The organism is Desulfuromonas sp., assembly GCF_002868845.1.
In the GTDB taxonomy this organism is placed as follows: domain Bacteria; phylum Desulfobacterota; class Desulfuromonadia; order Desulfuromonadales; family BM501; genus BM501.
The window spans coordinates 36,790-62,594 of the sequence record NZ_PKUB01000018.1 but is presented as its reverse complement, the minus strand read 5'-3'; the positions used below and the strand labels follow the sequence as shown (position 1 = coordinate 62,594).

General features: G+C 60.9%; 24 protein-coding genes, 1 pseudogene and 1 other annotated feature. Of the genes and pseudogenes, 4 read left to right on the top strand and 21 right to left on the bottom strand.

Going from position 1 to position 25,805, the window contains the following annotated elements:
- Positions 1-4 precede the first annotated feature (4 nt).
- From C0617_RS05370 to ilvC, 13 genes and pseudogenes are all read right to left on the bottom strand, one after another.
- Positions 5-1,543, bottom strand: coding sequence for a 2-isopropylmalate synthase (locus tag C0617_RS05370; protein WP_291315986.1), 1,539 nt, complete (start codon positions 1,541-1,543; stop codon positions 5-7).
- A 220-nt stretch (positions 1,544-1,763) separates the two neighbouring features.
- Positions 1,764-1,999: a binding site (T-box leader), on the bottom strand.
- Positions 2,000-2,106: 107 nt separating this feature from the next.
- Entirely contained in the window at positions 2,107-2,871 is a 765-nt protein-coding gene (gene pssA / locus C0617_RS05365; protein WP_291315985.1) for a CDP-diacylglycerol--serine O-phosphatidyltransferase, read from the bottom strand.
- Positions 2,868-3,512, bottom strand: a complete 645-nt coding sequence (locus tag C0617_RS05360) for a phosphatidylserine decarboxylase family protein (protein ID WP_291315984.1) — start codon at positions 3,510-3,512, stop codon at positions 2,868-2,870. The genes pssA and C0617_RS05360 overlap by 4 nt, the downstream gene beginning before the upstream one ends.
- A 328-nt stretch (positions 3,513-3,840) precedes the next feature.
- Positions 3,841-4,335 carry an acetolactate synthase small subunit gene (ilvN, locus tag C0617_RS05355; RefSeq protein WP_291315983.1) on the bottom strand — a complete coding sequence of 165 codons (495 nt, stop codon included), beginning with the start codon at positions 4,333-4,335 and terminating at the stop codon, positions 3,841-3,843.
- Between the two features lie 41 nt (positions 4,336-4,376).
- On the bottom strand, positions 4,377-6,074 hold the full coding sequence (gene ilvB / locus C0617_RS05350; RefSeq protein WP_291315982.1) for a biosynthetic-type acetolactate synthase large subunit: 1,698 nt from the start codon (positions 6,072-6,074) through the stop codon (positions 4,377-4,379).
- Between the two features lie 87 nt (positions 6,075-6,161).
- Positions 6,162-7,838, bottom strand: a pseudogene (gene ilvD, locus C0617_RS05345) (dihydroxy-acid dehydratase).
- Between the two features lie 174 nt (positions 7,839-8,012).
- The gene (locus tag C0617_RS05340) at positions 8,013-8,234 is read right to left on the bottom strand and encodes a DUF465 domain-containing protein (protein WP_291315980.1); all 222 of its coding nucleotides are present in this window, start codon (positions 8,232-8,234) and stop codon (positions 8,013-8,015) included.
- A 71-nt stretch (positions 8,235-8,305) separates the two neighbouring features.
- Positions 8,306-9,022 carry a tRNA (adenosine(37)-N6)-threonylcarbamoyltransferase complex dimerization subunit type 1 TsaB gene (tsaB, locus tag C0617_RS05335; protein WP_291315979.1) on the bottom strand — a complete coding sequence of 239 codons (717 nt, stop codon included), beginning with the start codon at positions 9,020-9,022 and terminating at the stop codon, positions 8,306-8,308.
- The gene (rseP, locus tag C0617_RS05330) at positions 9,022-10,353 is read right to left on the bottom strand and encodes an RIP metalloprotease RseP (protein WP_291315978.1); all 1,332 of its coding nucleotides are present in this window, start codon (positions 10,351-10,353) and stop codon (positions 9,022-9,024) included. The genes tsaB and rseP overlap by 1 nt, the downstream gene beginning before the upstream one ends.
- An 11-nt stretch (positions 10,354-10,364) precedes the next feature.
- Positions 10,365-11,525: a 1-deoxy-D-xylulose-5-phosphate reductoisomerase gene (locus tag C0617_RS05325; protein WP_291315977.1), complete on the bottom strand. Its 1,161-nt coding sequence runs from the start codon at positions 11,523-11,525 to the stop codon at positions 10,365-10,367.
- Positions 11,526-11,536: 11 nt separating this feature from the next.
- On the bottom strand, positions 11,537-12,322 hold the full coding sequence (locus C0617_RS05320) for a phosphatidate cytidylyltransferase (protein ID WP_291316093.1): 786 nt from the start codon (positions 12,320-12,322) through the stop codon (positions 11,537-11,539).
- 10 nt (positions 12,323-12,332) lie between these two features.
- Positions 12,333-13,079, bottom strand: coding sequence for an isoprenyl transferase (locus C0617_RS05315; protein WP_291315976.1), 747 nt, complete (start codon positions 13,077-13,079; stop codon positions 12,333-12,335).
- 255 nt (positions 13,080-13,334) lie between these two features.
- Positions 13,335-14,813, bottom strand: a complete 1,479-nt coding sequence (gene ilvC, locus C0617_RS05310; RefSeq protein WP_291315975.1) for a ketol-acid reductoisomerase — start codon at positions 14,811-14,813, stop codon at positions 13,335-13,337.
- 246 nt (positions 14,814-15,059) lie between these two features.
- On the opposite strand from ilvC, the gene ilvY reads away from it, so the two are divergent.
- On the top strand, positions 15,060-15,944 hold the full coding sequence (gene ilvY / locus C0617_RS05305; RefSeq protein WP_291315974.1) for an HTH-type transcriptional activator IlvY: 885 nt from the start codon (positions 15,060-15,062) through the stop codon (positions 15,942-15,944).
- Positions 15,945-16,075: 131 nt separating this feature from the next.
- Here the strand turns inward: ilvY and C0617_RS05300 are convergent, their stop codons facing one another.
- From C0617_RS05300 to rpsB, 5 genes are all read right to left on the bottom strand, one after another.
- Positions 16,076-16,234, bottom strand: a complete 159-nt coding sequence (locus C0617_RS05300) for a 4Fe-4S binding protein (protein ID WP_291315973.1) — start codon at positions 16,232-16,234, stop codon at positions 16,076-16,078.
- A gap of 37 nt (positions 16,235-16,271) precedes the next feature.
- Complete coding sequence (gene frr / locus C0617_RS05295; protein WP_291315972.1) at positions 16,272-16,829, bottom strand: ribosome recycling factor; 558 nt, start codon at positions 16,827-16,829, stop codon at positions 16,272-16,274.
- A 5-nt stretch (positions 16,830-16,834) separates the two neighbouring features.
- Positions 16,835-17,560 (bottom strand): UMP kinase, encoded by a 726-nt coding sequence (gene pyrH, locus C0617_RS05290; RefSeq protein ID WP_291315971.1) that lies wholly within the window; start codon positions 17,558-17,560, stop codon positions 16,835-16,837.
- A gap of 13 nt (positions 17,561-17,573) precedes the next feature.
- Positions 17,574-18,488: a translation elongation factor Ts gene (tsf, locus tag C0617_RS05285; RefSeq protein WP_291315970.1), complete on the bottom strand. Its 915-nt coding sequence runs from the start codon at positions 18,486-18,488 to the stop codon at positions 17,574-17,576.
- A gap of 119 nt (positions 18,489-18,607) precedes the next feature.
- Positions 18,608-19,504 carry a 30S ribosomal protein S2 gene (rpsB, locus tag C0617_RS05280; protein ID WP_365888933.1) on the bottom strand — a complete coding sequence of 299 codons (897 nt, stop codon included), beginning with the start codon at positions 19,502-19,504 and terminating at the stop codon, positions 18,608-18,610.
- A gap of 129 nt (positions 19,505-19,633) precedes the next feature.
- On the opposite strand from rpsB, the gene lptF reads away from it, so the two are divergent.
- The 3 genes from lptF to C0617_RS05265 all read left to right on the top strand — a co-directional run bounded on the left by lptF (position 19,634) and on the right by C0617_RS05265 (position 23,026).
- The gene (gene lptF, locus C0617_RS05275; protein ID WP_365888932.1) at positions 19,634-20,902 is read left to right on the top strand and encodes an LPS export ABC transporter permease LptF; all 1,269 of its coding nucleotides are present in this window, start codon (positions 19,634-19,636) and stop codon (positions 20,900-20,902) included.
- Between the two features lie 4 nt (positions 20,903-20,906).
- The gene (gene lptG, locus C0617_RS05270) at positions 20,907-21,989 is read left to right on the top strand and encodes an LPS export ABC transporter permease LptG (protein WP_291315968.1); all 1,083 of its coding nucleotides are present in this window, start codon (positions 20,907-20,909) and stop codon (positions 21,987-21,989) included.
- 140 nt (positions 21,990-22,129) lie between these two features.
- Positions 22,130-23,026: an IPT/TIG domain-containing protein gene (locus tag C0617_RS05265; RefSeq protein ID WP_291315967.1), complete on the top strand. Its 897-nt coding sequence runs from the start codon at positions 22,130-22,132 to the stop codon at positions 23,024-23,026.
- Between the two features lie 136 nt (positions 23,027-23,162).
- Here the strand turns inward: C0617_RS05265 and ahcY are convergent, their stop codons facing one another.
- The 3 genes from ahcY to C0617_RS05250 form a co-directional block, all read right to left on the bottom strand.
- Positions 23,163-24,608 (bottom strand): adenosylhomocysteinase, encoded by a 1,446-nt coding sequence (gene ahcY, locus C0617_RS05260; RefSeq protein WP_365888930.1) that lies wholly within the window; start codon positions 24,606-24,608, stop codon positions 23,163-23,165.
- A 45-nt stretch (positions 24,609-24,653) separates the two neighbouring features.
- Positions 24,654-25,247 (bottom strand): methyltransferase domain-containing protein, encoded by a 594-nt coding sequence (locus tag C0617_RS05255; RefSeq protein WP_291315965.1) that lies wholly within the window; start codon positions 25,245-25,247, stop codon positions 24,654-24,656.
- A gap of 84 nt (positions 25,248-25,331) precedes the next feature.
- Positions 25,332-25,583: a metalloregulator ArsR/SmtB family transcription factor gene (locus C0617_RS05250; protein ID WP_291315964.1), complete on the bottom strand. Its 252-nt coding sequence runs from the start codon at positions 25,581-25,583 to the stop codon at positions 25,332-25,334.
- Positions 25,584-25,805: the final 222 nt, after the last annotated feature.

Here is a 25,805-nt window from a genome sequence, read left to right as displayed (position 1 = left end):
CCCGTTACAGGTGGATGCTGGTGCGCTGGGCCACGGTTGCCATCTTGTTCAGGGCGTTGATGTAGGCCTTGGCGCTGGCGACGATGATGTCGGGATGGGCGCCCTGCCCGAGCACCTCGCGGCCGTCGAGCTCGAGGCGCACGGTGCACTCGCCCTGCGCGTCGGTGCCGCCGGTGATGGCGCCGACGGAGAAGTTGAGCAGCCGGGCCTTGGTGCGCGAGAGCTTCTTGATCGCCTTGAAGGTTGCGTCGACGGGGCCGTCGCCCATGGTCGCGGTCTTTTTGACCTTGCCGTCCACCTCCATTTCGACGGTGGCCGTCGGTGCTGCGAAGGAGCCGGAGGAGACATTCATCTGGAGCAGCTTGTAGGTCTCGGGAACCCGGATGATCTCGTCGGCGACGATGGCGTCGAGGTCCTCGTCGAAAATCTCCTTCTTCGCGTCGGCAAGGGCCTTGAACCGCACGAACGCCTTCTCGATGTCCTCCTTGGAGAGGTCGTAGCCGAGTTCGCCGAGGCGCTGGACGAAGGCGTGGCGCCCCGAGTGCTTGCCGAGCACCAGCTTGTTCTTGCTGAGGCCGATCGACTCGGGGGTCATGATCTCGTAGGTGGACTTGTCCATCAGCATGCCGTGCTGGTGGATGCCCGCCTCGTGAGCGAAGGCGTTGGCACCGACGATGGCTTTGTTGGGCTGCACCACGATGCCAGTGATGGTCGACAGGAGCTTGCTGGCGGCGTAAATATGCTCGGTCTGGACCCCGGTCTTGAAGGGCATGATGTCGTGGCGGGTGCGCAGGGCCATGACCACCTCTTCGAGCGAGCAGTTGCCGGCCCGCTCGCCGATGCCGTTGATGGTGCACTCCACCTGCTCGGCCCCGGCCTGGACGGCGGCCAGGGAGTTGGCCACGGCGAGCCCGAGATCGTTGTGGCAGTGGACGGAAAGAACCGTTTTTTCGATATTTGGGACGTTGTCCTTCAGGTACTTTATGATGTTGAAATATTCGGAGGGGATGGTGTAACCGACCGTGTCGGGGATGTTGACCGTCTTGGCCCCGGCGTCGATGACCGCCTCGACCACCCGCGCCAGAAAAGGCAGCCGGGTGCGAACGGCGTCCTCGGCGGAGAACTCGACGTTGGGGGTGTAGCCGGCGGCGCGCTTGACCGCCTTGACCGCGGCCTCGACCACCTGCTCCTCGCTCATCTTGAGCTTGAGCTCCATGTGAATGTCGCTGGTGGCGATAAAGGTGTGGATGCGGCCCCGCTCCCCGGCGTACTGGAGTGCCTCCCAGGCGCGATCGATGTCCTTGTTGCTGGCCCGGCACAGCCCGGCGATCTGCGGCCCCTTGATGGCCTTGGCGACGCGCCGGACCGCCTCGAAGTCGCCCTCGGAGGCGATGGGAAAACCGGCCTCGATGACGTCTACATTCATCTTTTCGAGCTGGTGGGCGATGCGCAGCTTTTCCTCGATGTTCATGCTGGCGCCGGGGGACTGCTCTCCGTCTCGGAGGGTGGTGTCAAATATCGTGATGCTCTTCGCCTTGCTCATGGAGCCTCCTTTTTCGACTTCCGCCACGGCCATTCAGGCCGGATGGGGCAGCACGTGATTTATCAATGTTTCCAGTTTAACCGACTGTTTTAAGGCCATCAGGTCACCTAGGTCCGATTCCACGTCACCACCCCCTTTCGCTTGGAGAGCCGCTGACAGGAATCGACTGCCAGCGGGTTGGGTCATTCCGGAGCGCGCAAAATAAAAAACTCCCGCCCCGTACAGGGGCGAGAGCTTGCGCTTCGCGGTACCACCCTGTTTCGGCCCTGCAGGCAGGGCCCTTGTTTTGACCGTTAACGCAGGTTCACGTCGAGGGCTAGTTGGGTCCGAACGGGATCCGGCGGTTCACCCTCGCGGCTCCGAGGCGAGTTCGACCCTCTCCTGTACCGACTCGCACCAAGCGCCGGTTCTCTGAGACAGGGGGCAGGGCCTACTACTCCTCTTCACAGCCTTTAAAGAATTGTTATATTCACTAGACCAGACAAACACCCGGGATGTCAAGAAACTTTAAGCTTTCCGAGGGAAAGGGACTCGTTTTTTCGACTATGCCATACAACGTTTGGTCAGGCGGAAACCTTGCCTCCCCCCCGGGGCTTGCGGAACAGCTTGAGCAGAAACCCGAGCGGGCCGGAAACCATGTAGGCCAGAAAGAGCAGGAACAGGACGATTTCCGGCTGGGCAACGATGACGATGATAAAGATGACCGCCATCACCAGGATGCCGAAGGGCTGGCGCTTGACCAGTTCGGGGTCCTTGAAGGAGTAGTAGCGGAAGTTGCTCACCATGAGAAAGGCGAGCACATAGATAAGGATCAGGACCGAGGCCTTCTTGATCGTCCCGGAGCCGCCCAGATGGTAAAAGAGCAACACGCATGTGGCGACTATGCTCGCCGCGGCCGGAATCGGCAGGCCCAGAAAGCGCTTCGATTCGACGGTCGTGACCTGTACGTTGAAACGGGCCAGGCGCAGGGCGCCGCAAACGACGTAGACGAAGGCGGCGAGCCAGCCGAGCTTGCCGAAAGGCTTGAGGGCCCAGGTGTACATGAGAATCCCGGGGGCGACGCCGAAAGCCACCATGTCGGCCAGCGAGTCGTACTCCACGCCGAAACGACTGGTGGTGCCGGTCATCCGAGCCACCTTCCCGTCGAGGCCGTCGAAGATGGATGAGATCAGAATGAACCAGGCGGCAATGTTGTACTGGCCGTTCATGCTTGCCACGATACAGTAGAACCCGGCGAACAGGCTCCCCGTGGTAAACAGGTTGGGCAGAATGTAGACCCCTTTGCGCAGGCTCTCGCGCCGGTCTATGGGCGGACGCTCGTTGGTCATCGCAGGTACCCGAGTACGGTCTCTCCGGCGCAGGTCCGGTCGCCGACCTTGGCGGAGACCTCGGCACCGGAGGGAAAATATACATCGACGCGGGAGCCGAAGCGGATCAGGCCGTAACGTGCGCCGCGCTCGAGCAGGTCTCCGACGACGGGATAGGTAACGATACGCCGGGCCACGAGGCCGGCGATCTGGACGAAAAGAAGCCTCTGGCCCCCTTGCGTCTCGAGGAGGATCCCGCCCTGCTCATTCTGCATGCTGGCCTTGTCGAGGGAGGCGTTGAAGAACTCCCCCCGGTTGTAGAACATGTCGATCACTTTCCCGGCGGCGGGAGCGCGGTTGACGTGAACGTTGAAGACCGACATGAAGATGCTGACCTTGGTGACCTCGGCATGAAAGTAGCGGTCTTCGGGAACCTGGCCGACGAAAATGACCTTGCCGTCGGCCGGGGCGACCACGGCGCCCTCTTCGTCGGGAATGCATCGCTCGGGGTTGCGGAAGAAGTAGATGGCAAAAAGGGTCAGGGCCAGCATGACGAAGGCAAGGAAATCCCAGTCGAGCAGGCCGAAGACCAGGGTCACGAAGGCGAAGAGCCCGATAAAGGGGTACCCTTCACTGGCGACGGGCTGGTTTTGGTTTTTCATGGGGCAAACCTCTGAATGTGTAAAAAATAAACGGGGGCAGGTCACCCTGCCCCCGTCGTTGGGTAATAATTTCTAGTTGCGCTCTTTGTCGGCCATCTTGTTCTTGCCGATCCAGCTCATCTTGCCTCGCAAATCCTGGCCTACCTTGTCAATGGGGACGGTGGCAGCCTGGCGATGCAGGCGTTGACCGGAGCATTGACCTTGGCCCCGGCGCCTCGGAGACGTACTTCCCGATCCGGACCTGAATTTATATCACAACGAGGTGCCGATGCAAAAGCAATTTCCGCAGGTTGCACCCTGTTAAATCGGTTTTCCCTCAAGCACCTGCTCAGGCTGATTTCCAGCCCTTGGCGCCGCGACCAAGGACGACCGGGCCGGAGCGGACGATCTCTTTAATCCCCATGGGCCGAAGCAATTCCATGATCGCGTCGATTTTGCCCGGGGCCCCGGTGACCTCGATGGTATAGGAGCGGGGGGTGATATCGACCACCTTGGCCCGGAAGATGTCGGCGATGCGCAGGACCTCGGCGCGGGTGTTCTCCTCGGCGGCCACCTTGACCATGGCCATCTCCCGTTCCACGTAATCCTGCCCGGTGAAGTCGATGACTTTAATGGTATCGATCAGCTTGTTGAGTTGCTTGGTGATCTGCTCCAGAATCGCGTCGTCGCCGCTGGTGACAATGGTCATGCGGGAAATGGTCGGATCGAGGGTGGGGGCCACAGAGAGGCTCTCGATATTGAATCCCCTCCCCGAGAACAGCCCGGCCACCCGGGTCAGCACCCCGAACTCGTTTTCCACCAAAACCGAAATGGTATGTCTCATAGGATCATTCTCCTCGAAAAAATTTGCACTCAATCGCCCTCCTAGGAGGCCAGGACCATCTCGTTGAGGCCCGCACCGGCGGGCACCATGGGAAGGACGTTCTCCTCGCGGGCGACCTTGAACTCCATGATCACAGGCCCCGGCGTCTCGAGGCCCTGGCGGATGACAGACTCCACCTCCTCCGGCTTGGTGGCCCGGAACCCGTTTGCACCGTAGGCCTCGGCCAGCTTGATGAAGTCGATAGGCAGCTCCATGCAGGTCTGGCTGTAGCGCTTATCGAAGAAGAGCTGCTGCCACTGGCGCACCATCCCAAGGAAATTATTGTTAAGGATGACGATCTTGACCGGCAGGCGGTACTGAACGAGAGTGGCCAGTTCCTGGGAGTTCATCTGGAAGGAACCGTCGCCGGAGATGTCGATGACCTGCCGCTTGGGGAAGGCCGCCTGGGCGCCGAGGGCCGAGGGGAGCCCGTAGCCCATCGTCCCCAGTCCGCCGGAGCTGAGGAAAGTCCGCGGCTGGGTGAAGTCGAAAAACTGGGCGGTCCACATCTGGTGCTGCCCCACCTCGGTGGTGATGATGGCGTCGTCGTCGGTCAACTCCCGGATCTTCTCGATGACGAACTGGGGCTTGATGACGGTCTTGGAGGCCTTGTAGCCCATGGGGTGCTCATCTTTCCACACCTGGACCTCGTCGCGCCAGGCGGCGCCGTCGGCCACCAAGGCCTTGAGCTCGTCCTTGTGGCCTTTTACCGCCTTGGTCAACTTGCCCAGGACGTCGCACAGGTCGCCGACGATCGGCAGGTCGACCCGCACGTTCTTTTTAATGGAGGTCGGGTCGATGTCGATGTGGATGATCTTGGCGTGGGGGGCAAAAGTGGCAATCTTGCCCGTGACCCGGTCGTCGAAGCGGGCCCCGACGGCGATCAGCAGGTCCGAGTTGGTCACCGCCATGTTGGCGTAGTAGGTGCCGTGCATCCCGAGCATACCGAGGGATAGGGGGTGGCGGCGAGGGAAGGAGGCCATCCCCATCAGGGTGGTGGTCACCGGGACCTGCACCGTCTCGGCAAAGCTCAATAGTTCGGCCGGGGCGTCGGCCAGGGTCGCGCCGCCGCCGACGTAGATGACCGGCTTCTTGGCGGCCAGAATCATCTTGGCCGCCTTCTCGATCTGGCGCACGTTGCCGCTGTAGGTCGGCTTGTAGCCGCGCAACTCGACCTTGTCGGGATACTCGAACTTGATGGAATCCATCTGGACGTCCTTGGGCAGGTCAATGAGGACCGGCCCGGGACGCCCGGTGCGGGCGATGAAGAAGGCCTGCTTGACGATGCGGGCCAGGTCCTTGACGTCCTTGACCAGGTAGTTGTGTTTGGTGACGGGCCGGGTGATGCCGACCATGTCCGCCTCCTGAAAGGCGTCGTTGCCGATCAGGGGAGTGGGAACCTGCCCCGTGATAATCACCATCGGGATGGAATCCATGTAGGCGGTGGCAATGCCGGTCACCGTGTTGGTGGCGCCGGGGCCGCTTGTGGCGATCGCCACCCCGACCTTGCCGGTGGCCCGGGCGAAGCCGTCGGCGGCGTGGACCGCTGCCTGCTCATGGCGGGTGAGGACGTGAGTGATGGGAGAATCCATAAGGTCATCGTAGATATTGATAACCGTGCCCCCGGGGTAGCCGAAAACGGTCTCCACCCCTTCCAGCTGAAGGCATTCCAAGAGAATCTGCGATACGGTCTTTTTCACAAAAAGCCTCCTCCAAAAAAAGATCCGACGCCCATCGCACCGCCGGCCAATTGCGCCGGGGGCGAACCAGGGGCATCGTGTGTATGCCTACTCCTGCTCGCCCTTGCAGATGGCGCCGGTATTTGCCGAGGTCACGACCGCGGCGTAGCGAGACAGCCAACCGCCCTTGATCTTGGGCTCCGGCTTCTGCCAGCGGGACCGGCGCGCCTACAGGGTCGCCTCGTCCACCGACAGTTCGAGGCGCCGGTTGGGGATGTCGAGAACGATGGCGTCGCCGTCCTCGACCAGGGCGATGGGCCCGCCCTCGGCGGCCTCCGGGGAGATGTGCCCGATGCAGGGCCCCCGGGTTCCACCGGAGAAACGCCCGTCGGTCACCAGGGCTACGCTGTCGCCAAGACCGAGCCCCATGAGGGTGGCGGTCGGGGCGAGCATCTCGCGCATCCCTGGACCGCCCTTCGGCCCTTCATAGCGGATGACCACAACATCGCCAGGGACAACGACCCCGCCCATGAGAGCCTCCATGGCCGCCTCCTCGGAATCGAAGCAGCGGGCCCGGCCCTCGAAATTCATCATTTTCTCGGATACCCCCGACTGCTTGACGACGGCCCCGTCCGGGGCGAGGTTGCCGAAAAGAATGGCGATGCCCCCTTCGGGACGCACCGGGTCGGTGACTGGGTGGACGACGTCCTCCTCGACGGAGGCGACGCTGTCGACGATCTGCCGGACCGTGGGACCGGTCAGGGTCGGGTTGTCCTTGATCAGGTCGCGCAACTGATAGAAAACGGCAGGCACACCCCCGGCGGCATCGAGATCTTCCATGAAATGCACCCCTCCGGGGTTCATGGAGGCGAGCTGCGGGGTGGTGCGGCTCAGGCTGTCGAAGGTCTCCAGGGGCAGTTCGATGCCCGCCTCCTTGGCGATGGCCAGCAGGTGCAGGACGGTGTTGCTCGAACCGCCCAGGGCGAGATCGACCCGGATGGCGTTCTCGAAAGCTTCGCTGGTCAGGATCTGCCGGGGGGTGATCCCCTCCCGGACCAGGCCGACGATGCGCTCGCCCGAGGCGAAAGCGATGCGCCGCTTGAGAGAGGAAACGGCCAGTGCAGTGCCGCAGCGGACCATGCTCATTCCGAGGGTTTCTGTGATAATCGCCATGGTATTGGCGGTGAACAGCCCCTGACAGCTTCCGGTCGTGGGGCAGGCGTGATCTTCGCAGATCTTGAGTTCATGTTCGTCAATGACCCCGGCCTTGTACTGGGCCATGGCCTCGAAGGTGTCGGTGACGAAGGAGAAGCGGCGCCCCTTCTGACCGGCGCCGGTCATCATCGGACCGGCGGTCACAACGATGCAGGGAATGTCCAGGCGCGCGGCGGCCATCAGCATGCCGGGGGTGATCTTGTCGCAGTTGGTGAGCAGCACCAGGCCGTCGAGGCGGTGGGCCTCGGCGATCGATTCGATCATGTCGGCGATGAGCTCCCGGGTGGGCAGGGAGTAGTGCATCCCCTTGTGACCCATGGCAATGCCGTCGCAGACACCGGGGATGCCGAACAGGAAGGAGTAGCCCCCCCCAGTGTGGACCCCCTTCTCGATGTACCGCTCCAAGTCCCGCATCCCGGTATGACCGGGAATCAGGTCGGTGAAGGAGGTGGCGATACCGATGAAGGGTTTGCCCATCTCGGCCTCGGGAACTCCGGTCCCCTTGAGAAGGGCCCGGTGGGGGGTGCGTTCAAAGCCTTTGGTGATGGCGTCGCTGCGTTGGGCTGTCATGAGTTCACTGCTCCCTGATTCGTATAAAGCTGAAAATAAATGAACAGGGACCATAAGATCCCTGTTCGCCGGACAATTAAAGGACCGGCAAATTTTTGTTTAGGCCGAACAAACGGGCCTGTTTACGGAGAAAGGGTTCGAGCGCGGCCCGAACCCTTCCAGAATATCTTCAGGTCACTGGCGGAACTTGCTCAGGATTAGCTCCATCTCATCCTTGCCGGCCAGCTTCATTTTTTGCACCTTTTTTCTTTCGACTTCTTCTTCGGGCGTCAAGTAGGATCTTTGATCAAGGTCCTCCAGTTCCCTCTCGAGCAAAAGGTGTTCTTCGTAGAGCAACCGGAAGCGGGGATTATTGTCAAACAGTTGTTGAACAAAGGCCTGATCGCTTTCCTCCATCGAGCACCTCCACGAAAAAGGTTAATAAGACCCGAAACGATATTTTAAAATAACCAATGGATTTTTCCTTGTCAACCGTCAATCACCCCTTCGGCCCGACGCCTTGCCCAAGTGATTTCCGCCTCGGAGAGACGAATATAGCTGGGGGTGAGAAACTCCAGGGGAACGGAACGGCCCTCTCTCATCTCCAGAAGGGCGAGAACGGCGGCATTCGAGGCCCGGGGCGCGTGAAGGGGCCAGGGCGCGAAGTGGGCCCGATCGCCCATCTGCCGGGCGATGAGGGTCCGATAGACGGTCGCCCCGTCACCGAGAAACAGGACCTCCCCCTCGAGCGCCGAGAGAAGTTTTTCCGGGGGCAGCACGGCCTCGGGACCGAGGGGGGCGGGCAATCCGCGCTCCCAACCGTAGACCCCGGCGTAGACCTCTTTTTTCCGGGCGTCGAGCAAGGCGCAGACCGGATGTCGGGCCGCGGGGGCCTGCAGGGCCAGAGCCCTCAGCGAGGAGACCCCGAAAACCGGCTTTCCGGTGGCCAGGGCCAGCCCCTTGACGCTGGCAACCCCCACCCGGACCCCGGTGAAGGAGCCGGGCCCGAGGACCACGCCGAGGCCGTCGACATCTCCGATGCCGAGGCCAGCGTCTTCGAGAAGCCGGCCAATGGAGACAAGAACGCTGTCGGTCTGGGTGCGCGGCCCGTTGAGAAGATTTTCACCTAGGAGCACCTCTCCCCGGGACAGGGCGACGCTCCCCACCTGGGTCGAGGTGTCGATGGTCAGCAGGACTTCGTTCATCACTGGCCCCCGAAGAAAATCCGCATGATGTCATTGTAAAAGGCGAGAACCATCAGCAGCAGGATCAGGATCAGGCCGATCTGCTGGGCGACCTCTCTCGCCCGCAGGGACATGGGACGGCGAAAGACGAATTCGAAGAGGTTAAAGAACAGGTGCCCCCCATCGAGAATCGGGATGGGAAGGAGGTTGAGGATTCCCAACTGGATGCTGAGAAAGGCCAGGACGGTCAGGATGCTGGCCAGGTCGGTCTGGGCGGCCTGCCCGGCGATCTGAACAACGGTGATGGGGCCGCCGATGCTTTTGGTTGAGACGTGTCCGGCAAAGAGTTTTTGAATGAAGACGAGGGTGAGTTTGATCAGCTCGACGGAGCGATCAGCCCCGGCCTTGATGGAGTCGTAAACGCCGAAGCGTTTAAACACGGTCTGCTGCCTCGGAGCGATTCCAATAAGGAAATCGGGGCCGTTCCCCTCCTGCGTGATGGGCTGGATGGAGAGGGACAACTCCTCGCCGTTGCGATCGAGGACAAAGGTCTGCGGTTGGCCTTGAGACTCCTGGATCAACCCCCTCAGGTCATACCAGGAGCTGACTGGCTGGTTCTCGATGGCCACGATCCGGTCACCTTCAAGGAACCCGGCCGCCTGGGCCGGCATCCCCGGGGCCAGGGCCCCAACCACCGCCTCTTGGGGCGGAAGCACGCCGAGGGACTGGAGCCCCTCGATGCCGTCCTCTGATTTGGGAATGGACAGGGTCATCCCCTGCCCCCCCCGCTCAACGGCAAACTCCAGGGGAGACCCCGCGTTGGAGATCAGAGCCTGGTTGGTATCGGTCCAGGTCTCCACCGCCTCGCCGTTGATCGCAACAATGCAATCGCCAGCCGCAAAGCCGGCGGAGCCGGCTTCGGACTGGGCCACCACGTAGCCGACACAGGGGGAACCCTCGAGAAAGGCCGGCAGGTTGACCCCCACCATGTAGGCCAGCGGCAGGACCAGAAAGGGCAGGAGCAGGTTCATAAAGGGCCCGGCGGCGACGATGGCGGTGCGCTGGGACACCGCTTTTTCACCAAAGGAGCGCTTCCTCTCCTCGGGGGTCAGCTCGGCCTCTTCGCCCTCCTCGCCGGTCCCCTCCCCGAGCATCTGGACATATCCCCCGAGAGGGACGGCGCAGATCATGTACTCGGTCTCGCCCCAGGTCTTGGAAATCAGACGCGGCCCGAAACCGAGGGAGAACTTGAGAACCTTGACACCGGTCAGCTTGGCCACGCAGAAATGCCCGAATTCGTGGACGAAAACGAGGATACCGAGCATGATGATACCAACAATCACGGTGAACATGAAGCCTCCGTTCAGGCAATAAAAGTTTGAATAATCCGCCGGGCCTCGGCCCGGCCCCAGCGATCGGCCCGCTGGGCCGCCTCGATGCTGTCGAGCGGTTCGCTCCGATGACGATCGAGAGCCGCCCGGATCACCTCGGGAATCTGCAGGAACGCGACCCGCCCCTCCAAGAACGCCTCGACCGCAACTTCGTTGGCCGCGTTGACGACCGCAGGGGCCGTTCCGCCGGACTCCAGCGCCTGGTAGGCGAGGGAGAGGCAGGCGAAACGTTCGGTGTCGGGCTGGTCAAAGGTCAGGGTCCCGACGGCGCAAAGGTCGAGGGGAGGAAGTGGCAGGGAAAGTCGTTCGGGATAAGACAGGGCGTAGGCGATCGGGGTCTTCATGTCGGGAATGCCCATCTGGGCGATCACCGAGCCGTCAACGTATTCGACCATCGAGTGGACAATGCTTTGAGGGTGGATATGCACGCCGATCCGATCGGCAGGCAGGTCGAAAAGCCATCGTGCCTCGATCACCTCCAGCCCCTTGTTCATCATGGTGGCCGAGTCGATGGAGATCTTTCGCCCCATGTCCCAATTGGGATGGGCAAGGGCCTGGGCGGGGGTCACCCCCCTCAGCTCTTCCAGTGAACTGTCCCGGAACGGCCCCCCGGAGGCGGTCAGGATCAGGCGCTGCACGTCCGCTCTGCGGTGCCCGGTCAAGGACTGAAAAATGGCGGAATGCTCGCTATCGACGGGAAAGAGGTTCACCCCCCGGCGGCGCACGGCCTCCATGACGAGAGGGCCGGCTGCGACCAGGGTTTCCTTGTTGGCCAGGGCAACGTCCTTGCCCGCCTCTATGGCGGCCATTGTGGGGACCAGCCCGGCGGCGCCGACAATGGCAGAAACGACCATGTCGGCCTCCGAATGGCTTGCGCAAGCGGCCATGCCCTCAACCCCGGCAAGGATTTCGGGCGCCTGGGCCCCGAGGGATTCCTTCAGGCGAAGGGCGTCTTGCTCGGAGACGACCGCAACGACCTTGGGCGAAAAGCGCAGGGTCTGCTCCCGAAGCCGTTCCAGGTTGTTCCCCCCGGTCAGAGCCACAACCCGGTAGCGTTCTGGATGAGCGGCGACGATGTCGAGGGTGCTGACGCCGATGGAGCCTGTCGATCCGAGTATACAAAGGTTCTTCATGGCAAGCGATTCTATCCGACCATTCGCCAGAGGGCGAAATAGTAGACGGGTGCGAAGGAGAAGAGCAGGCTGTCGAGCCGATCGAGAAGCCCTCCATGCCCGGGGATCAGGGTTCCCGAGTCTTTGACTCCGAAACTGCGCTTGAGCATCGACTCAAAGAGGTCCCCGACCTGCCCGAAAAGACCGAGCAGAAGACCGAGGACAAGGCAGTCGGAGATGGCGAGAGCAGGAAAAAACAGAAACTTGGCCAACAAGACGCCACAGAGACTGCCGACCAGGCCGCCGAGGGCGCCCTCGATGCTCTTTTTGGGACTGATGGCTGGATAGAGGCGACGCCGACCGAAGGAGGTTCCGACGAAGTAGGCCATGGTGTCGCAGGCCATCACCGCGAACAGAACCAGGAAGATCCACTTTTGCCCATGAGCGAGGCCGCGCAGCAAGGACATGTGACCGAGGAGCAGGGGCAGGTAAAGAAAGCCGAACAGGACCAGCCCCAGTTGCTGGGAGACGGTGGTCAAATCCCGATAGCGCAGCAGGAAAAGGACCGCGAAAAAGAGCAGCGCCGCGGTGAGGGCGCCCTGAAAAAGGACCGGCTGCCCTGCCCCTACAAGAGCCACGAGCCCCGTCCCTGCAAGGACCGCCAGGGCCTTCTCCAGGGTGCGCCCCTCGGGCAGACTCATTTCGAGGTATTCCCAGAGAGCCAGAGAAGTGAGCACGCAAACAAAACCCAAAAAGAAGATGGAATTGGCGTAATGAATAAAGAGCAGCAGCAGGGGAAGCCCGATAATGGCCGTGATGATTCGCTGTTTAATGGTTTTTCTCCCCCTGGCGCCGGGCCGGCTTTTGGACCTGGGCGCCGGTCAGGCCGAAGCGTCTCTGTCTGCGCCCGAACTCCTCTAGGGCCCGGTGCAACTCCCGGGAGCTGAAATCGGGCCACAGGGCTTCGGTGAAGTAGAGTTCCGCATAGGCAAGTTGCCAGAGCAGGAAATTGCTGATGCGCATCTCGCCGCTGGTGCGAATAAGGAAATCCGGGTCGGGAAGCTCGGCGGTATCCAGGTGCCCGGCAAAGCAGGACTCGTCAATCGCTTCGGGCTCGACCCTCCCCGCCCGCACCTCCTCGGCGACGTCGCGCACCGCCCGGAGCAGTTCGTTCCGGGCCCCGTAGGAAAGGGCGAGGGTCAAGACCATTCCAGAGTTGGCGGCGGTGCGGGAGACGGTCTGCTCCAGAATTTCGCGAACCTTGCCGGGCAGTCGCCCGACCTCGCCGATGACCTTCAGCCGGATGTCGTTGGCGAGCATAGTCTGCAATTCCCTCTTCAGGAAGAGGCCGAGCAGTTCCATGAGGGCTCCCACCTCATCATGCGGACGCCCCCAGTTCTCCGAACTGAAAGCGTAGAGGGTCAGGTGGGGGATGCCAAGAGAACGGCATTCCTTAACGATTTCCTGAACGGTCTCCACACCCCTGCGATGCCCGGCAATCCGGGGCAACCGGCGTTGTTCGGCCCAGCGGCCGTTCCCATCCATAATAATGGCCAGGTGCTGTGGGTAAGACATGTGCAACACTCACGCAGAGGGGCTGTCGAAAAGGGGATCACCCTAGCATGAAACATGCTTCCGGGCAAGTGGAGCGGGGTCTGTTGGCAAGGGAAAAAACAGGCCGCCCCTGAAGGGCTGATGTTCAGAAAAAATGAGCGGCCAGCCCGTTAAAAGCTGAGGAATCAAGATCCTCCCAACGCTCAAACCCTTCCAGACAAAAAGACCCCGTCGCTAGACGGGGTCTTTTTGTCATTGTTTCTGGATTGCCGTTGCTCAGGCCGAGGCGATCGCCTGCATGCCCTCCATAACCTCACGCAGTTCCTCGCCGACCTCTTCGATCAGGGTTCCGCGAATCTCGGCATTGACGGCCACCAGCATCTGGTTGTCGACGCCGTTGTCCTTGAGCTCGAGCCCCTTGCCGATCACGTCGGTACCGACCGTGTCCATGAAGTCCTTCAGCAGCGGCACGGCGGCGTGAGCGAAGAGGTAGCAGCCGTACTCGGCCGTGTCGGAGATGACCTTGTTCATCTCGTAGAGCTTCTTCTTGGCGATGACGTTGGCGATCAGAGGCGTCTCGTGCAGCGACTCGTAGTAGGCCGACTCCTCCTTGATGCCGGCGGCCACCATGGTGTCGAAGGCCAGCTCGACACCCGCCTTGACCATGGCCACCATCAGGATGCCGTTATCGAAGTACTCCTGCTCGGGGATCTCCGCGGTCTGCGCTTCGGCTTTTTCAAAGGGCTCGTTGTTGGTCTCTTCACGCCAGCGCAGCAGGTCCGCGTCGTTGTTGGCCCAGTCCGCCATCATGGTCTCGGAGAAATGCCCGGACATGATGTCGTCCATATGCTTCTCGAACAGAGGAGTCATGATCTCCTTCAGTTCGTCGGCCAGCGCGAAAGCCCTCAGCTTGGCCGGGTTGGAGAGCCGGTCCATCATGTTGGTGATGCCGCCGTGCTTGAGAGCTTCGGTGGTGGTCTCCCAGCCGTACTGGATCAGCTTGGCGGCATACCCGGAGTCGATGCCGGAGGCGACCATCTTGTTGTAGAAGAGGATGGAACCGGTCTGCAGCACGCCGCAGAGGATGGTCTGCTCGCCCATCAGGTCCGATTTGACTTCGGCCACGAAGGAGGACAGCAGCACGCCGGCCTTGTCGCCGCCGGTACCGCAGCAGTACGCCTTGGCGATATCGAGGCCGTCGCCGTTGGGATCGTTCTCACCGTGGACGGCGATCAGGGTCGGCACGCCGAAACCGCGCAGGAACTCGGCGCGAACCTCCGAACCGGGGGACTTGGGCGCAACCATGATAACCGTCAGGTCCTTACGGATCTGCATCCCTTCCTCGACGATATTGAAGCCGTGGGAATAGGAGAGGCAGGCACCCTGTTTCATCAGGGGCATAATGTGGTTAACGACCGGGGAATGGTACTTGTCCGGGGTCAGGTTCAGGACCAGGTCGCCCTTGGGGACCATGTTTTCGATGGTGTCGAACTCGAAGTTGTTCTCGGTGGCGTTCTGCCAGGAGATATGCTTTTCGTCGATCTCGACCTTGCGCAGGGCGTAGGCGACGTCGAGACCGCTGTCGCGCATGTTCAGGCCCTGGTTCAGGCCCTGGGCGCCGCAGCCGACGACGACGATCTTTTTCCCCTTGAGGTAGTCGACGCCGTTGAACTCGCTGCTGTCCATGAAATGGCAGGTCCCGAGTTCCTCCAGCTGACGACGCAACGGCAGTGTGTTGAAATAATTCTGACCCATGGTGAATTCTCCCTTATTTATGGCTGTGTGTGAACGGCAGGCAAGAGTGGATGGTGCGTACCATAGCGGAAAGTTAACATTGCGTAAATTGATTTTTTATGCACACAATGTTGCCCTCACCGCAACACCATATTCTCCGGCGGCTGAAAAGTGACCCCGACAGTGCAACAGCATAGCAGAATCCGACCGTTTATCTTTTCATCTCAGTGACGCCTGTAGAGGTGGCCATCGGCAGAGAGGTCCTGCATGGATATCCGCGAACTCGAAATTTTTCTCACCGTCGCCGACCTGCTCCATTTCAAGCGGGCCAGCCAGGCGTGCAATCTGAGCCCGTCGGCTCTGACCCGAACCATCCAGCGGCTCGAAGAAGAGGTCGAACAGCCGCTTTTCCTGCGGGACAACCGGACGGTCTCCCTCTCTGCGGCTGGAGAACAGTTCCGCATCTACGCCCGCCAGGCGCTGCAGGAGTGGCAGCGTTTCCATGCGGAGATCCAGGCTGAGCAGGCGATTGCCGGGGCGCTCTCCATCTATGCCTCGATCACCGCCGTCTACAGCCTGCTGCCGAACCTGCTGGAATCGTATCGCGGTGCCTATCCCAAGGTCCAGCTCGATCTGCGCACAGGCACGGCCGAGCAGGCCGTGAGCCAGGTGCAGACCGGAGAAATCGACCTTGCGGTGGCGGCGCTGCCCGACCGGGATCGTTCGCAGATCGAGTTTCTGCCGATCACCACCACCCCGCTGATCTTCATTGCCCCGCAACAGCCGGACGATTCGATCGCGGCGGCCATCCAGGGGCAACTCGACCTGTCGCGGGCGCCGCTGGTTTTGCCCCGGGCCGGCCTGTCGCGCCGGCGGCTCGACAAGTGGCTCAAGAGCAACCGCATCACGCCGAATATCAGTTCTGAAGTCTCCGGCAACGAGGCGATCATTCCAATGGTCAGGCTCGGTTGCGGCGTCGGCGTTGTTCCGCAACTGGTCCTGGACCGCAGCCCTTTCCGCGACGAGATCCAGATCCTGGGGAAAGCCCCTCGACTCGAACCGTACGTGGTCGGGCTCTGTTCGACGAAACGCAATCTGCAACGTTCCAGCGTGCTGGCTTTCTGGAGGTTGGCGGAAGAAAAATCGCTCTGAAGGAACCGGGATTTGTATGTAAAAGGCCAAAAAGAAACCCCCTTCAAATCTGAAGGGGGTTTCTTTCATTGATGTCATTTATGCCAACATCTGTTCTCAACGGCTGAGCCCGTGGGCGCAGGGATCATCGATTACTCGACGATGGCGCTTACGGGGCAGCTGTCAACACAGGCCTGGCAATCGGTGCAGTCGTCGTTGATGATGTAGGTGTCCCCGGATTCGACGATGGCGCCAACCGGGCAGGTGTCAACACAGGTGCCACAAGCAATGCATTCTTCATTGATTTTCATGTTTTGTTTCCTCCTTTGGGGTTGTCGGACGGAGAGACTAAATCTCCATCACTTCGTTTTCCTTGGCCGCTACGACTTCGTCAATCTTTTTCACATATTTATCGGTGAGATCCTGGATCTCTTTTTCACCGCGTTTCTGTTCGTCTTCCGAGATTTCCTTTTCCTTCTCGAGCTTTTTCAACCCCTCGTTGGCATCTCTCCTGGAATTCCGGATGGCGACTTTGGCCTCCTCGCCCATCCGTTTGATCCCCTTGACCATCTCCTTGCGGCGCTCTTCGGTCAGCACCGGAAAGGCGATCCTCACCAACTGGCCGTCCGAACTGGGGTTGAGCCCAAGGTCCGACTTGAGAATGGCCTTTTCGATTTCGGTAATCAGCTGTTTTTCCCACGGCGTGATAGTGATCAGCCGCGGCTCGGGAACTGCCATGGTCCCGATCTGATTGAGGGGCGTCGGGGTTCCGTAGTAGTCAACCCGAATCTCGTCCATGAGGGTGGTGGAGGCACGTCCGGTGCGGACCTTGTTGAACCCCTTCTTCAGCGCCTCGATGGCCTTATCCATTCCACCCCGGGCTGCCTTGACGACGTCATCATACATGGATCTCACTCTCCTTTGACAATTGTCCCGATCGGTTCGCCGAGAACCACCCTTTTGATGTTGCCCTTGTGGGTCAGGTTGAAAACCACGATCGGCAGGTTATTGTCCATGCACAGCGAGGTCGCTGTAGCATCCATGACTTGAAGACCCTTCTTCAGTACATCCAAATAGCTGAGGCTGGCAAACTTGACGGCGTCCTTGACCTTGGCGGGATCGGCACTGTAGACGCCGTCGACCTTGGTCGCCTTGAGAATGACGTCGGCACCGATCTCCATGGCCCGCAGACTTGCGGCCGTATCGGTCGTGAAGTAGGGATTACCGGTTCCGGCGCCGAAGATGACCACGCGCCCCTTCTCGAGGTGGCGAACCGCCCGGCGCCGGATATATGGTTCGGCGACGGCCTGCATCTCGATCGCCGACTGAACCCGGGTGACCACACCGACCTTCTCGAGAGCATCCTGCATCGCCAGGCTGTTCATGACCGTGGCAAGCATCCCCATGTAGTCGGCGCTGGAGCGGTCCATCCCCTGGGAAGCCGCGGCCACGCCGCGGAAGATATTGCCGCCCCCGATAACGAGAGCCACCTGAACGCCAAGCTCGCCCACCTCCTTGATTTCGGTGGCGATGGAGGCGATGACTTCGGGATCGATGCCGTAACCCTGCCCGCCGGCCAGGGCCTCACCGCTGAGCTTGAGCAGGATGCGGGAATATTTGGGATTATCTGCTGTCATGCTCCTCGCCGGTCTATTTGGTGAGTTCGGCCACTTCCGCGGCAAAATCGTCGGCACGCTTCTCGATCCCCTCGCCGAGCTGGTAGCGGACATAGTTACTGAGTTTCACTTCGCCGCCCATCTCCTTGGCCAGGGCATCAATGACCTTGCCGACCTTCTGGTCGGGGTCGATGACGTAAGCCTGCTCGAGGAGGCAGACCTCTCCGAAATATTTGTTGATCTGCCCTTCAATGATTTTCTCGACGATGTTGTCGGGCTTGCCGCTGTCCTTGGCCTTGACCCGCATGATCTCCTTCTCTTTTTCCACCACGTCGCCGGGGACTTGATCCCTGCTCAGATACTGGGGATTGGCGGCCGCCACGTGCATGGCAAGCTGCCGGCCCAGGGTAGAGAGACGCTCGTCGTCGCCATTGGCGCAGGTCAGCTCGACCAGGACCCCGATCTTGCCGGCACCGTGAACATAGGAGACGACTGCCCCCTCGGGGACCTCGGAGCGGGCGAAGCGACGGACGTTGATATTCTCGCCAATGGTGGCGACCTGATGGGTCTGTTCCTCCCCGACGGTCCGGCCGGTGCCGGGGAAGTCAGAGGCCAGGAGTGCATCCAGGTCGGCAGGCGCCGCATCCAGAGCGGCCTGTGCCACACCGGCGGCAAATTTCTGAAAGCCCTCGTTCTTGGCCACGAAGTCGGTCTCGGCATTCACCTCGACCAACACGCCGCAGTTGCCGTTGCCGATTGCTGCGACCATGCCCTCGGAGGCGATGCGCCCCGATTTCTTGGCGGCGGAAGAGAGTCCCTTCTTGCGCAGGAAATCGACAGCCTCCTCGATGTTCCCGTTGGTTTCGTTCAATGCCTTCTTGCAGTCCATCATTCCTGCGCCAGTCTTGGCACGCAGTTCAGCAACCATCGATGCAGTTATTTTGGCCACTGGTTCCTCCTCTATCGTGTTTAAGTCGGTCAAATTAGGGATATTGAGCGTTCAAGGACATTCGGAAAAAAGGCGACCAGGGGGCCCGGTCGCCTTTCATGTCCGTCTCGAACAACTTATCAGGATTCGGTAGCAGGCTTTTCGGGAGCGGCCTCTGCGGCTGCCGGAGCGGCCTCTGCGGCTGCCGGGGCTGCCGGGGCTGCCGGGGCTGCCGGGGCTGCCGGGGCTGCCGGGGCTGCCGGGGCTGCCGGGGCGGCCTCTGCGGCTGCCGGGGCGGCCTTCTCCTCGACAGCGGGCTCCTTGCCTTCAGACTCGGTGCGCAAGGCGGCCTGACGAGCCTCCGCACCATCGATGCAGGCATCGGCCATGCGCGAAGCGAACAGGCGGATGGCGCGAATCGCGTCATCGTTGCCCGGGATGATGTAGTCGATGTCCTGGGGATCGCAGTTGGTATCGACAACGGCAACGACGGGGATACCGAGTTTGCGGGCTTCTTTGACGCCGATGGTCTCTTTCTTGGGGTCAATGACGAAAATGGCACCGGGCAGCTTGGTCATTCCCTTGATCCCGCCCAGGTTCTTCTCAAGCTTGATTCGCTCGCGCTCCAGCTCCAGCGCCTCTTTCTTGGTCAACAGGTCGTAGGTGCCGTCGCTGGCCATGGTTTCGATCTTCTTGAGACGATCGATGCTCCCCTTGATGGTAGCAAAATTGGTGAGCATGCCGCCAAGCCAGCGGTTGTTTACGTAATACTGATCTGCGCGGGCCGCCTCTTCGACGATGGAGTCCTGCGCCTGCTTCTTGGTGCCGACGAAGAGGACCTTGTCCCCCTTCTCGACGATACCCTGTATAAAGCTGTAAGCGGTCCTGAAGTAACGAACCGTTTTCTGCAGGTCGATGATGTAGATGCCGTTGCGAGCCCCGAAGATATAAGGCTTCATCTTGGGGTTCCAGCGCTTGGTCTGGTGGCCGAAGTGAACGCCGGCCTCCAGGAGTTGCTTCATTGTGATCTGTGCCATGGTTTTCTCTCCTTCTTTCGGTTGGTAGCCTCCGCCCTCCGTCTTCCCCGCCGGAACCCCGAAAAACAAGGGCACCATCCGGTCGGATCAGGAGAACGTGCGATTTTTGGGACAGCAAACGTATATATCATGGCGCCTCTACCCTGGCAAGGGAAAAATCGCTGCAAATCCGGTTTACAACCCCCCTTAACTGTAATAACATCTGCGCCCATGTCGGCCACTCGAATCCACCGCTATATCGCCCGAGAAGTTACAGTCCCTGCGGGGTTGGGCTTGCTGATTTTCACCTTCGTTCTCCTCATGGGGCGCGTCCTGAAACTGGTGGAGATGGTCATCAACAAGGGGGTGCCCGCCGGAGAGATCGTAGAGCTTTTCCTCTCCCTGATGCCTGCCTTCCTGGTCATAACAATCCCCCTGGCTTTCCTCCTCGGGGTTCTCCTCGCCTTCAGCCGCCTTTCCGCCGACAGCGAAATCATCGCCCTTAATTCGAGCGGCGTCAGCCTCGCGCAGATGTTCAGACCGGTTCTGGCGCTGTCCGTTCTGGCCAGCCTGGCAACAGGTTACCTCACCCTGTGGGCCGAACCCACGAGCCGTGCCAGCTTCCGCCATCAGGTATTCAAAATCGCCTCGAGCAGGGCCAGCGTCGGCATCCAGCCCCGGGTCTTCAACGATGAATTCGAAGGCCTGGTACTGTACGCCAACGACATCCAGGAACGAACCGGCACCATGGAAGGCCTCTTCATCTCCGACGAAAGAGAAGGGAGCACCCCAGCCATCATCCTGGCCCGTGGAGGGCGCATCATATCCGACCGCGAAGCCCTGACCCTGACCCTGCGCATGGAGGACGGGGCCATCCACCGCAGGCCTCAGGACAGAGAGGGCGACTCCTACCAGATCGTCAGCTTCGATGTCTACGACGTCAACCTCAACATGGGCCGAGAGTTGGCCCCGTCGAAAACCCGCCCTCAAAAAGCCAAGGAAATGACCACGGCGAAGCTTCGCGCGACCCTTCTCGACGACAATAACCGGGCCAACGACCCCGGCCTCACCGCAGAGCTGCACAAAAGGTTCGCCCTGCCGATGGCCCCTCTGCTCTTCGCCCTCATCGGGGTCCCTCTCGGCGTCCATTCCAGTCGCACCGGGCGAGGGGCCGGATTCTCTCTGGCCCTGGGGGTCGCCCTGATCTATTTCCTCCTTTTTTCCGGAGCAAAAACCGTAGCCGAAGAGGGGATGTTTCCACCCGCCCTCGCCATCTGGACACCAAACATCCTTGGCCTCATAGCCGGGGTGGTCCTTTTTCGCCTGACCGCCCAGGAGAAACGCCCGGCCCTCATGGACTGGATTCCCGACCGCCTGAACAAGGCCAAAACCTTCTTCATCCGCAAGGCCGGGAGATAAACCGTTGACCCTCCTTACCCGCTACATACTGGGCCATTTCCGGCGCTTCTTTATCCTTGCCCTCGGAGCCTTCACCGGACTGTACCTTCTCGTCGATTTTTTCGAGAAGGCCGATGACTTCATCGAGCATCAGGCGCCCCTGGCCGCCTACTTTGTCTATTTCGCTAACAGTATCCCGGTCATCGTCGTTCAGATCGTTCCCCTCGCAGTCCTGCTCGGGGTCTTCCTGACCCTCGGAGGCCTGTCCCGCACCAACGAACTGACGGCCATGCGCTCCGGAGGTGTGGGCCTGTGGCGACTGACCATGCCCCTTCTTCATGTTTCCCTCGCCATCTCCGTCGTGGTCCTGCTGAGCAACGAGTTCCTGGTTCCGGTATGCGCCCGACAGGCCAACCACACTCTCCGGGTGGACGTCCAGGGAAAACCTGAGATCTCTGCCAGGCGGGACAGGATCTGGTATCGAGAGGGAAACACCATCGTCAACATTCGCCTCGCCCAGCCCGAGCAAAACGCCCTGCAGGGAATCTCGCTTTTCGAATTCGACCCCCAGTTTCATCTGCAGCGCCGCATCGACGCCCCCGCCGCAAGCTATTCCGCCGGAAGCTGGACATTCCGGAACATTACCGAACGCTCCATCGCTCCGCCTCCGATGGGCATCTCCGGGGTGGACCGTTACCCCCTCATGACCATTTCCTTGAGCAAAACCCCGGAAGATTTCAGGACCCCTCGTCCGCGCACCGAGGAGATGGGATACCGCGAACTGGCAGGGCAGGTCCACAAACTGGAAAACGAAGGCTTCAACCCCACCCGTTTCAGAGTCGATCTCCAAGCCCGCCTGGCAACGCCCTTTGCCAACCTCATCATGGCCTTTCTCGGAATCCCCTTTGCCCTGCACAAGGGACGCGGGGCCAATCTTGCCGTGGGAATCGCCCTGAGCGTCGGCATCGGCATCACCTACCACATCATCCAGGCAATGCTCCTGGCCTTCGGCTACGCCGCCGTCGTCCCTCCCCTGGTCGCGGCCTGGTCCGCCAACCTTCTCTTCGCCCTGATCGGCGTCTGGCTCCTGCTAACAGCAAGAGACTAACCCCCCCCAGGCCAGTTGTCGCGGATTTCCCCGTACCGCCCGCGCTCCACCTACACGAAGCATGGAGAAGCGGCAATTGCCTTGTGGGCGCCCCTTTTTGTGGTTCAATTAGAACAGAACCTCAACTCAAGGATGGCGCCATGCATTTTGTCCGAATATTCCTTGCCCTGGGGCTGGTCCTCCCGGTCGTCTCCCTGGCCCAGGAAATCACCGCCGTCTACCCGGCCAGAACGGTCCCCGGAGGGTCCGTAACGATCACCGGCGGCCCCTTTGGCGAAGACGCCCTGGTGGTCCTCGGCGACCAGGCCGTGGAGCCGAAAGACAGGCAGACGGACAAGCTTGTTTTCACCGTCCCGGCCCTGCTGGAGGGCGAATACACCCTGCTGGTACAGGAGGGCGAGTCCGTCTCGGCAGGCACGCACACCCTCACGGTCATCGAACCGACCCCCCGAATCATCTCCCTCGACCCGCGCAACCTCGAAACCTGCTCACTCGATCCCGACCACCGTGTGGTCGCGGAGATCCACCATGTGCTCCCCGGCGCCAGCCTCCTGCTGGACAGCAAGATCCTGCCCCACGAAAGGATCGACCAGGGCCGTCTCGCCTTCAGGCCCCCTTCCCTGGCGGCCGGCATCTACGGCATCCAGGTGGTCAATCCCGGCGGAGCCCGCTCTCTCCCCCAATCGCTGTGGGTCAACGACATCCCGAAAATCGACAGCGTGACCCAGGGCGAGGATTTCGTCAGCTACTACCAACTGATCATCACCGGGAAGAACTTCTTTCCCAACTCGGCCCTCGTCGTCACCGAAAGCGCGATCGGCTTCTCCGACACCCCTCCCCAGCAGAATTTCATCTTTTCAAAGGCACCATCGACCGCGCGGGGATTCCAGAGAATCGGTGACCACACCGTCTACGTCGACTGCGCCACACTCATCTACAACCGCTATCCCTACAGCAGCCAACCCAAGGACCTGACCCTGCTTATCGTCAATCCCGACGGCAAGAGGACTGCAAACCACCACCTGTCGGCCCCCTGAGAACTTCGTGGCGCCGTGTCTCAGAAGCTGGCCATCCGTAATAGGGGCTCGACTTTCTTTCAGGTAAGGAGCCGGGCAAAACAAGAAAGCCCCGCCGGATCGGCGGGGCTTTCTTGTCCTCGGGTATCTGAGCGGCCTAGTAGCGGTAATGGTCGGCCTTGTACGGCCCCTCGACGGGGACACCGATGTAGTCCGCCTGCTCCTGGGTAAGAGTGGTGAGCCTCGCTCCGAGCTTGTCGAGGTGCATCCGGGCGACCTTCTCGTCAAGATCCTTGGGCAGAACGTAGACCTCGTTGCCGTAATTCTCCCCCTTGGTGAAGAGCTCGATCTGGGCGATGACCTGATTGCTGAAGGAGTTGGACATCACGAAGGAGGGGTGGCCGGTCGCGCAGCCGAGGTTGAGGAGGCGTCCCTCGGCGAGGATGATGACGGCGTGGCCGTCGGGGAAAACCCACTGGTCGAGCTGGTTGCCGTGCTCCTGGGGGTTTTTGATATTGATCTTGCGGATCCCCTCGACCTTGGCGAGACCGGCCATGTCGATCTCGTTGTCGAAATGGCCGATGTTGCCGACGATGGCGTTGTGCTTCATCTGCGCCATGTGACCGGCGGTGATGATGTGGTAGTTGCCCGTGGTGGTGACGAAGAGATCGGCCTCGGAGACGACGTCGTTGAGGGTCTTGACCTCGTACCCTTCCATCAGCGCCTGCAGGGCGCAAATCGGATCGATCTCGGTAACGATGACCCGAGCGCCCTGCCCTCGCAGCGACTGGCAGCATCCCTTGCCGACATCGCCGTAGCCGCAGACGACGGCGACTTTTCCGGCGAGCATGACGTCGGTGGCGCGCATGATGCCGTCGACGAGGGAGTGGCGGCAGCCGTAGACGTTGTCGAACTTGCTCTTGGTCACCGAGTCGTTGACGTTCATCGCCGGGAAGGGGAGTGAGCCCTCCTTGGCGAGGTGATAGAGGCGGTGGACGCCGGTCGTCGTCTCTTCGGTGACCCCTTTGATCGAATCGCGCACCGCCACCCAGTCGACCCGTTTTTTTGCGATGGAGTCTTTGAGGCACGTCACAAGCTCGACCCAGTCCTCCGGATCATCGGCCCCCAATTCGGGTACGCCGGAGGCCTGCCAGGTTGCCCCTTCGAGAACCATCATGGTCGCGTCGCCGCCGTCGTCGAGGATCATGTTCGGCAACTCGCCGCCGGGCCAGCTCAATGCCTGTTCAGTGCACCACCAATACTCTTCAAGGGTCTCGCCCTTCCAGGCGAAGACCGGGATGCCGGCGGCGGCAATGGCGGCGGCGGCGTGGTCCTGGGTCGAAAAGATGTTGCACGAGGCCCAGCGAACTTTGGCCCCAAGGGCGACAAGGGTCTCGATGAGGACCGCGGTCTGCACCGTCATGTGAAGCGAACCGGTGATGCGCGCCCCGGCGAGGGGCTGGGAGGCTGCGTACTCCTCGCGCAGGGCCATGAGCCCCGGCATCTCCACTTCGGCCAGTTCGATTTCCCGACGCCCGAACTCGGCCTGCCCCAGATCGGCCACCTTGAAATCTACTGCTTTTTTAATTGTTTGCATGGTCATTCCTGCTCCTTTTTCTTAAATTTCAGATCCCTTAGAAAACCTGCACTAAACAGGGCCATCCTTGCGGGCCGAAAGGAGAAACACGCCTTGGCCCCCCGGGCTGTCAATGTCCCTGTACCGTTCCACCTGAAACCCGCCTGCCGCCAGCCAACCCTCCAGTTCGGACCGTTCAAAACCGAGCCACTGATCGGCGAGGCGCTCCCGTACCCATTCCATGTCGTGTCGCCGCAGGTCGGCAATGACCAGGACGCCGGTCGGGGAAAGCACCCTGCTCAACTCCTTGAAGACCACGGCCGGCCGCGGAGAATGGTGGAGCACCATATTGAGAAGAGCCACCTCCACCTCCCCGTCTGAAAGTGGGAGATGAGACAGCTCGCCGAGCCGAAAATCGACCCCTTCGAGGCATTCTTCGTCTGCGCGTTCCCGGGCCTTTTCGAGCATCGCCGCGGAGTGGTCGACGGCAACGACCAGCGGCGCCTTTTCACACAGCCCCCCCAGCAAGGCTCCCGTGCCGACTCCGGCTTCCAGCAGAGCCCTGCAGGGCCGAATGCTGTCGAGAAGGTCACGACGGTATGGGGGCAAGGCCAGGATGCGTGAGGTCAACTCGTCCCATTGCCGGGCATGCCGATCGAAGAACACCCGACTCTTTCGGCGCCTCTCTTCGAGAACGCGCGACAATCCTTCGAGGTCCTGCAGATGCCCCTCCAGGTTGCCCTGTCTCGATTAGAGACTCGGCCAGATCTCGCCAAGCAGGCTGTTGCCCCCAGCGAGCCGATAATATCCCCAGGTCCCCTGGCGCTTGACCGAAAGGATTCCGGCCTCGAGGAGAATCTTCAAATGCCGGGAAATACGCGACTGCCCCATGCCCAGGATGGTGGTCAATTCCTGCACGGTGAACTCTCCGCGGGAGAGAACCCCGACCAAACGCAAGCGGGTCGCATCGGATAGAGCCTTGAGGGTGGTCAACACATTCATCCGCCTTGTCGATTTAGATAAATCAATTTTTCTTGATATATCACGACTTCGTCGGACCAACAAGCAAAAACCGGTCAAAACCGGTCGTCAGATAGGAGGGCAATCCCCCTCAGATAGGTCATGAAACATGAGGAGCCCGCCAGATACACCCTAAAAGCAAGGGCAGGCTGACCCGCACTATCGTTTCATTCTGGTGGGGTTCACGGCTTGTACGGCCACATG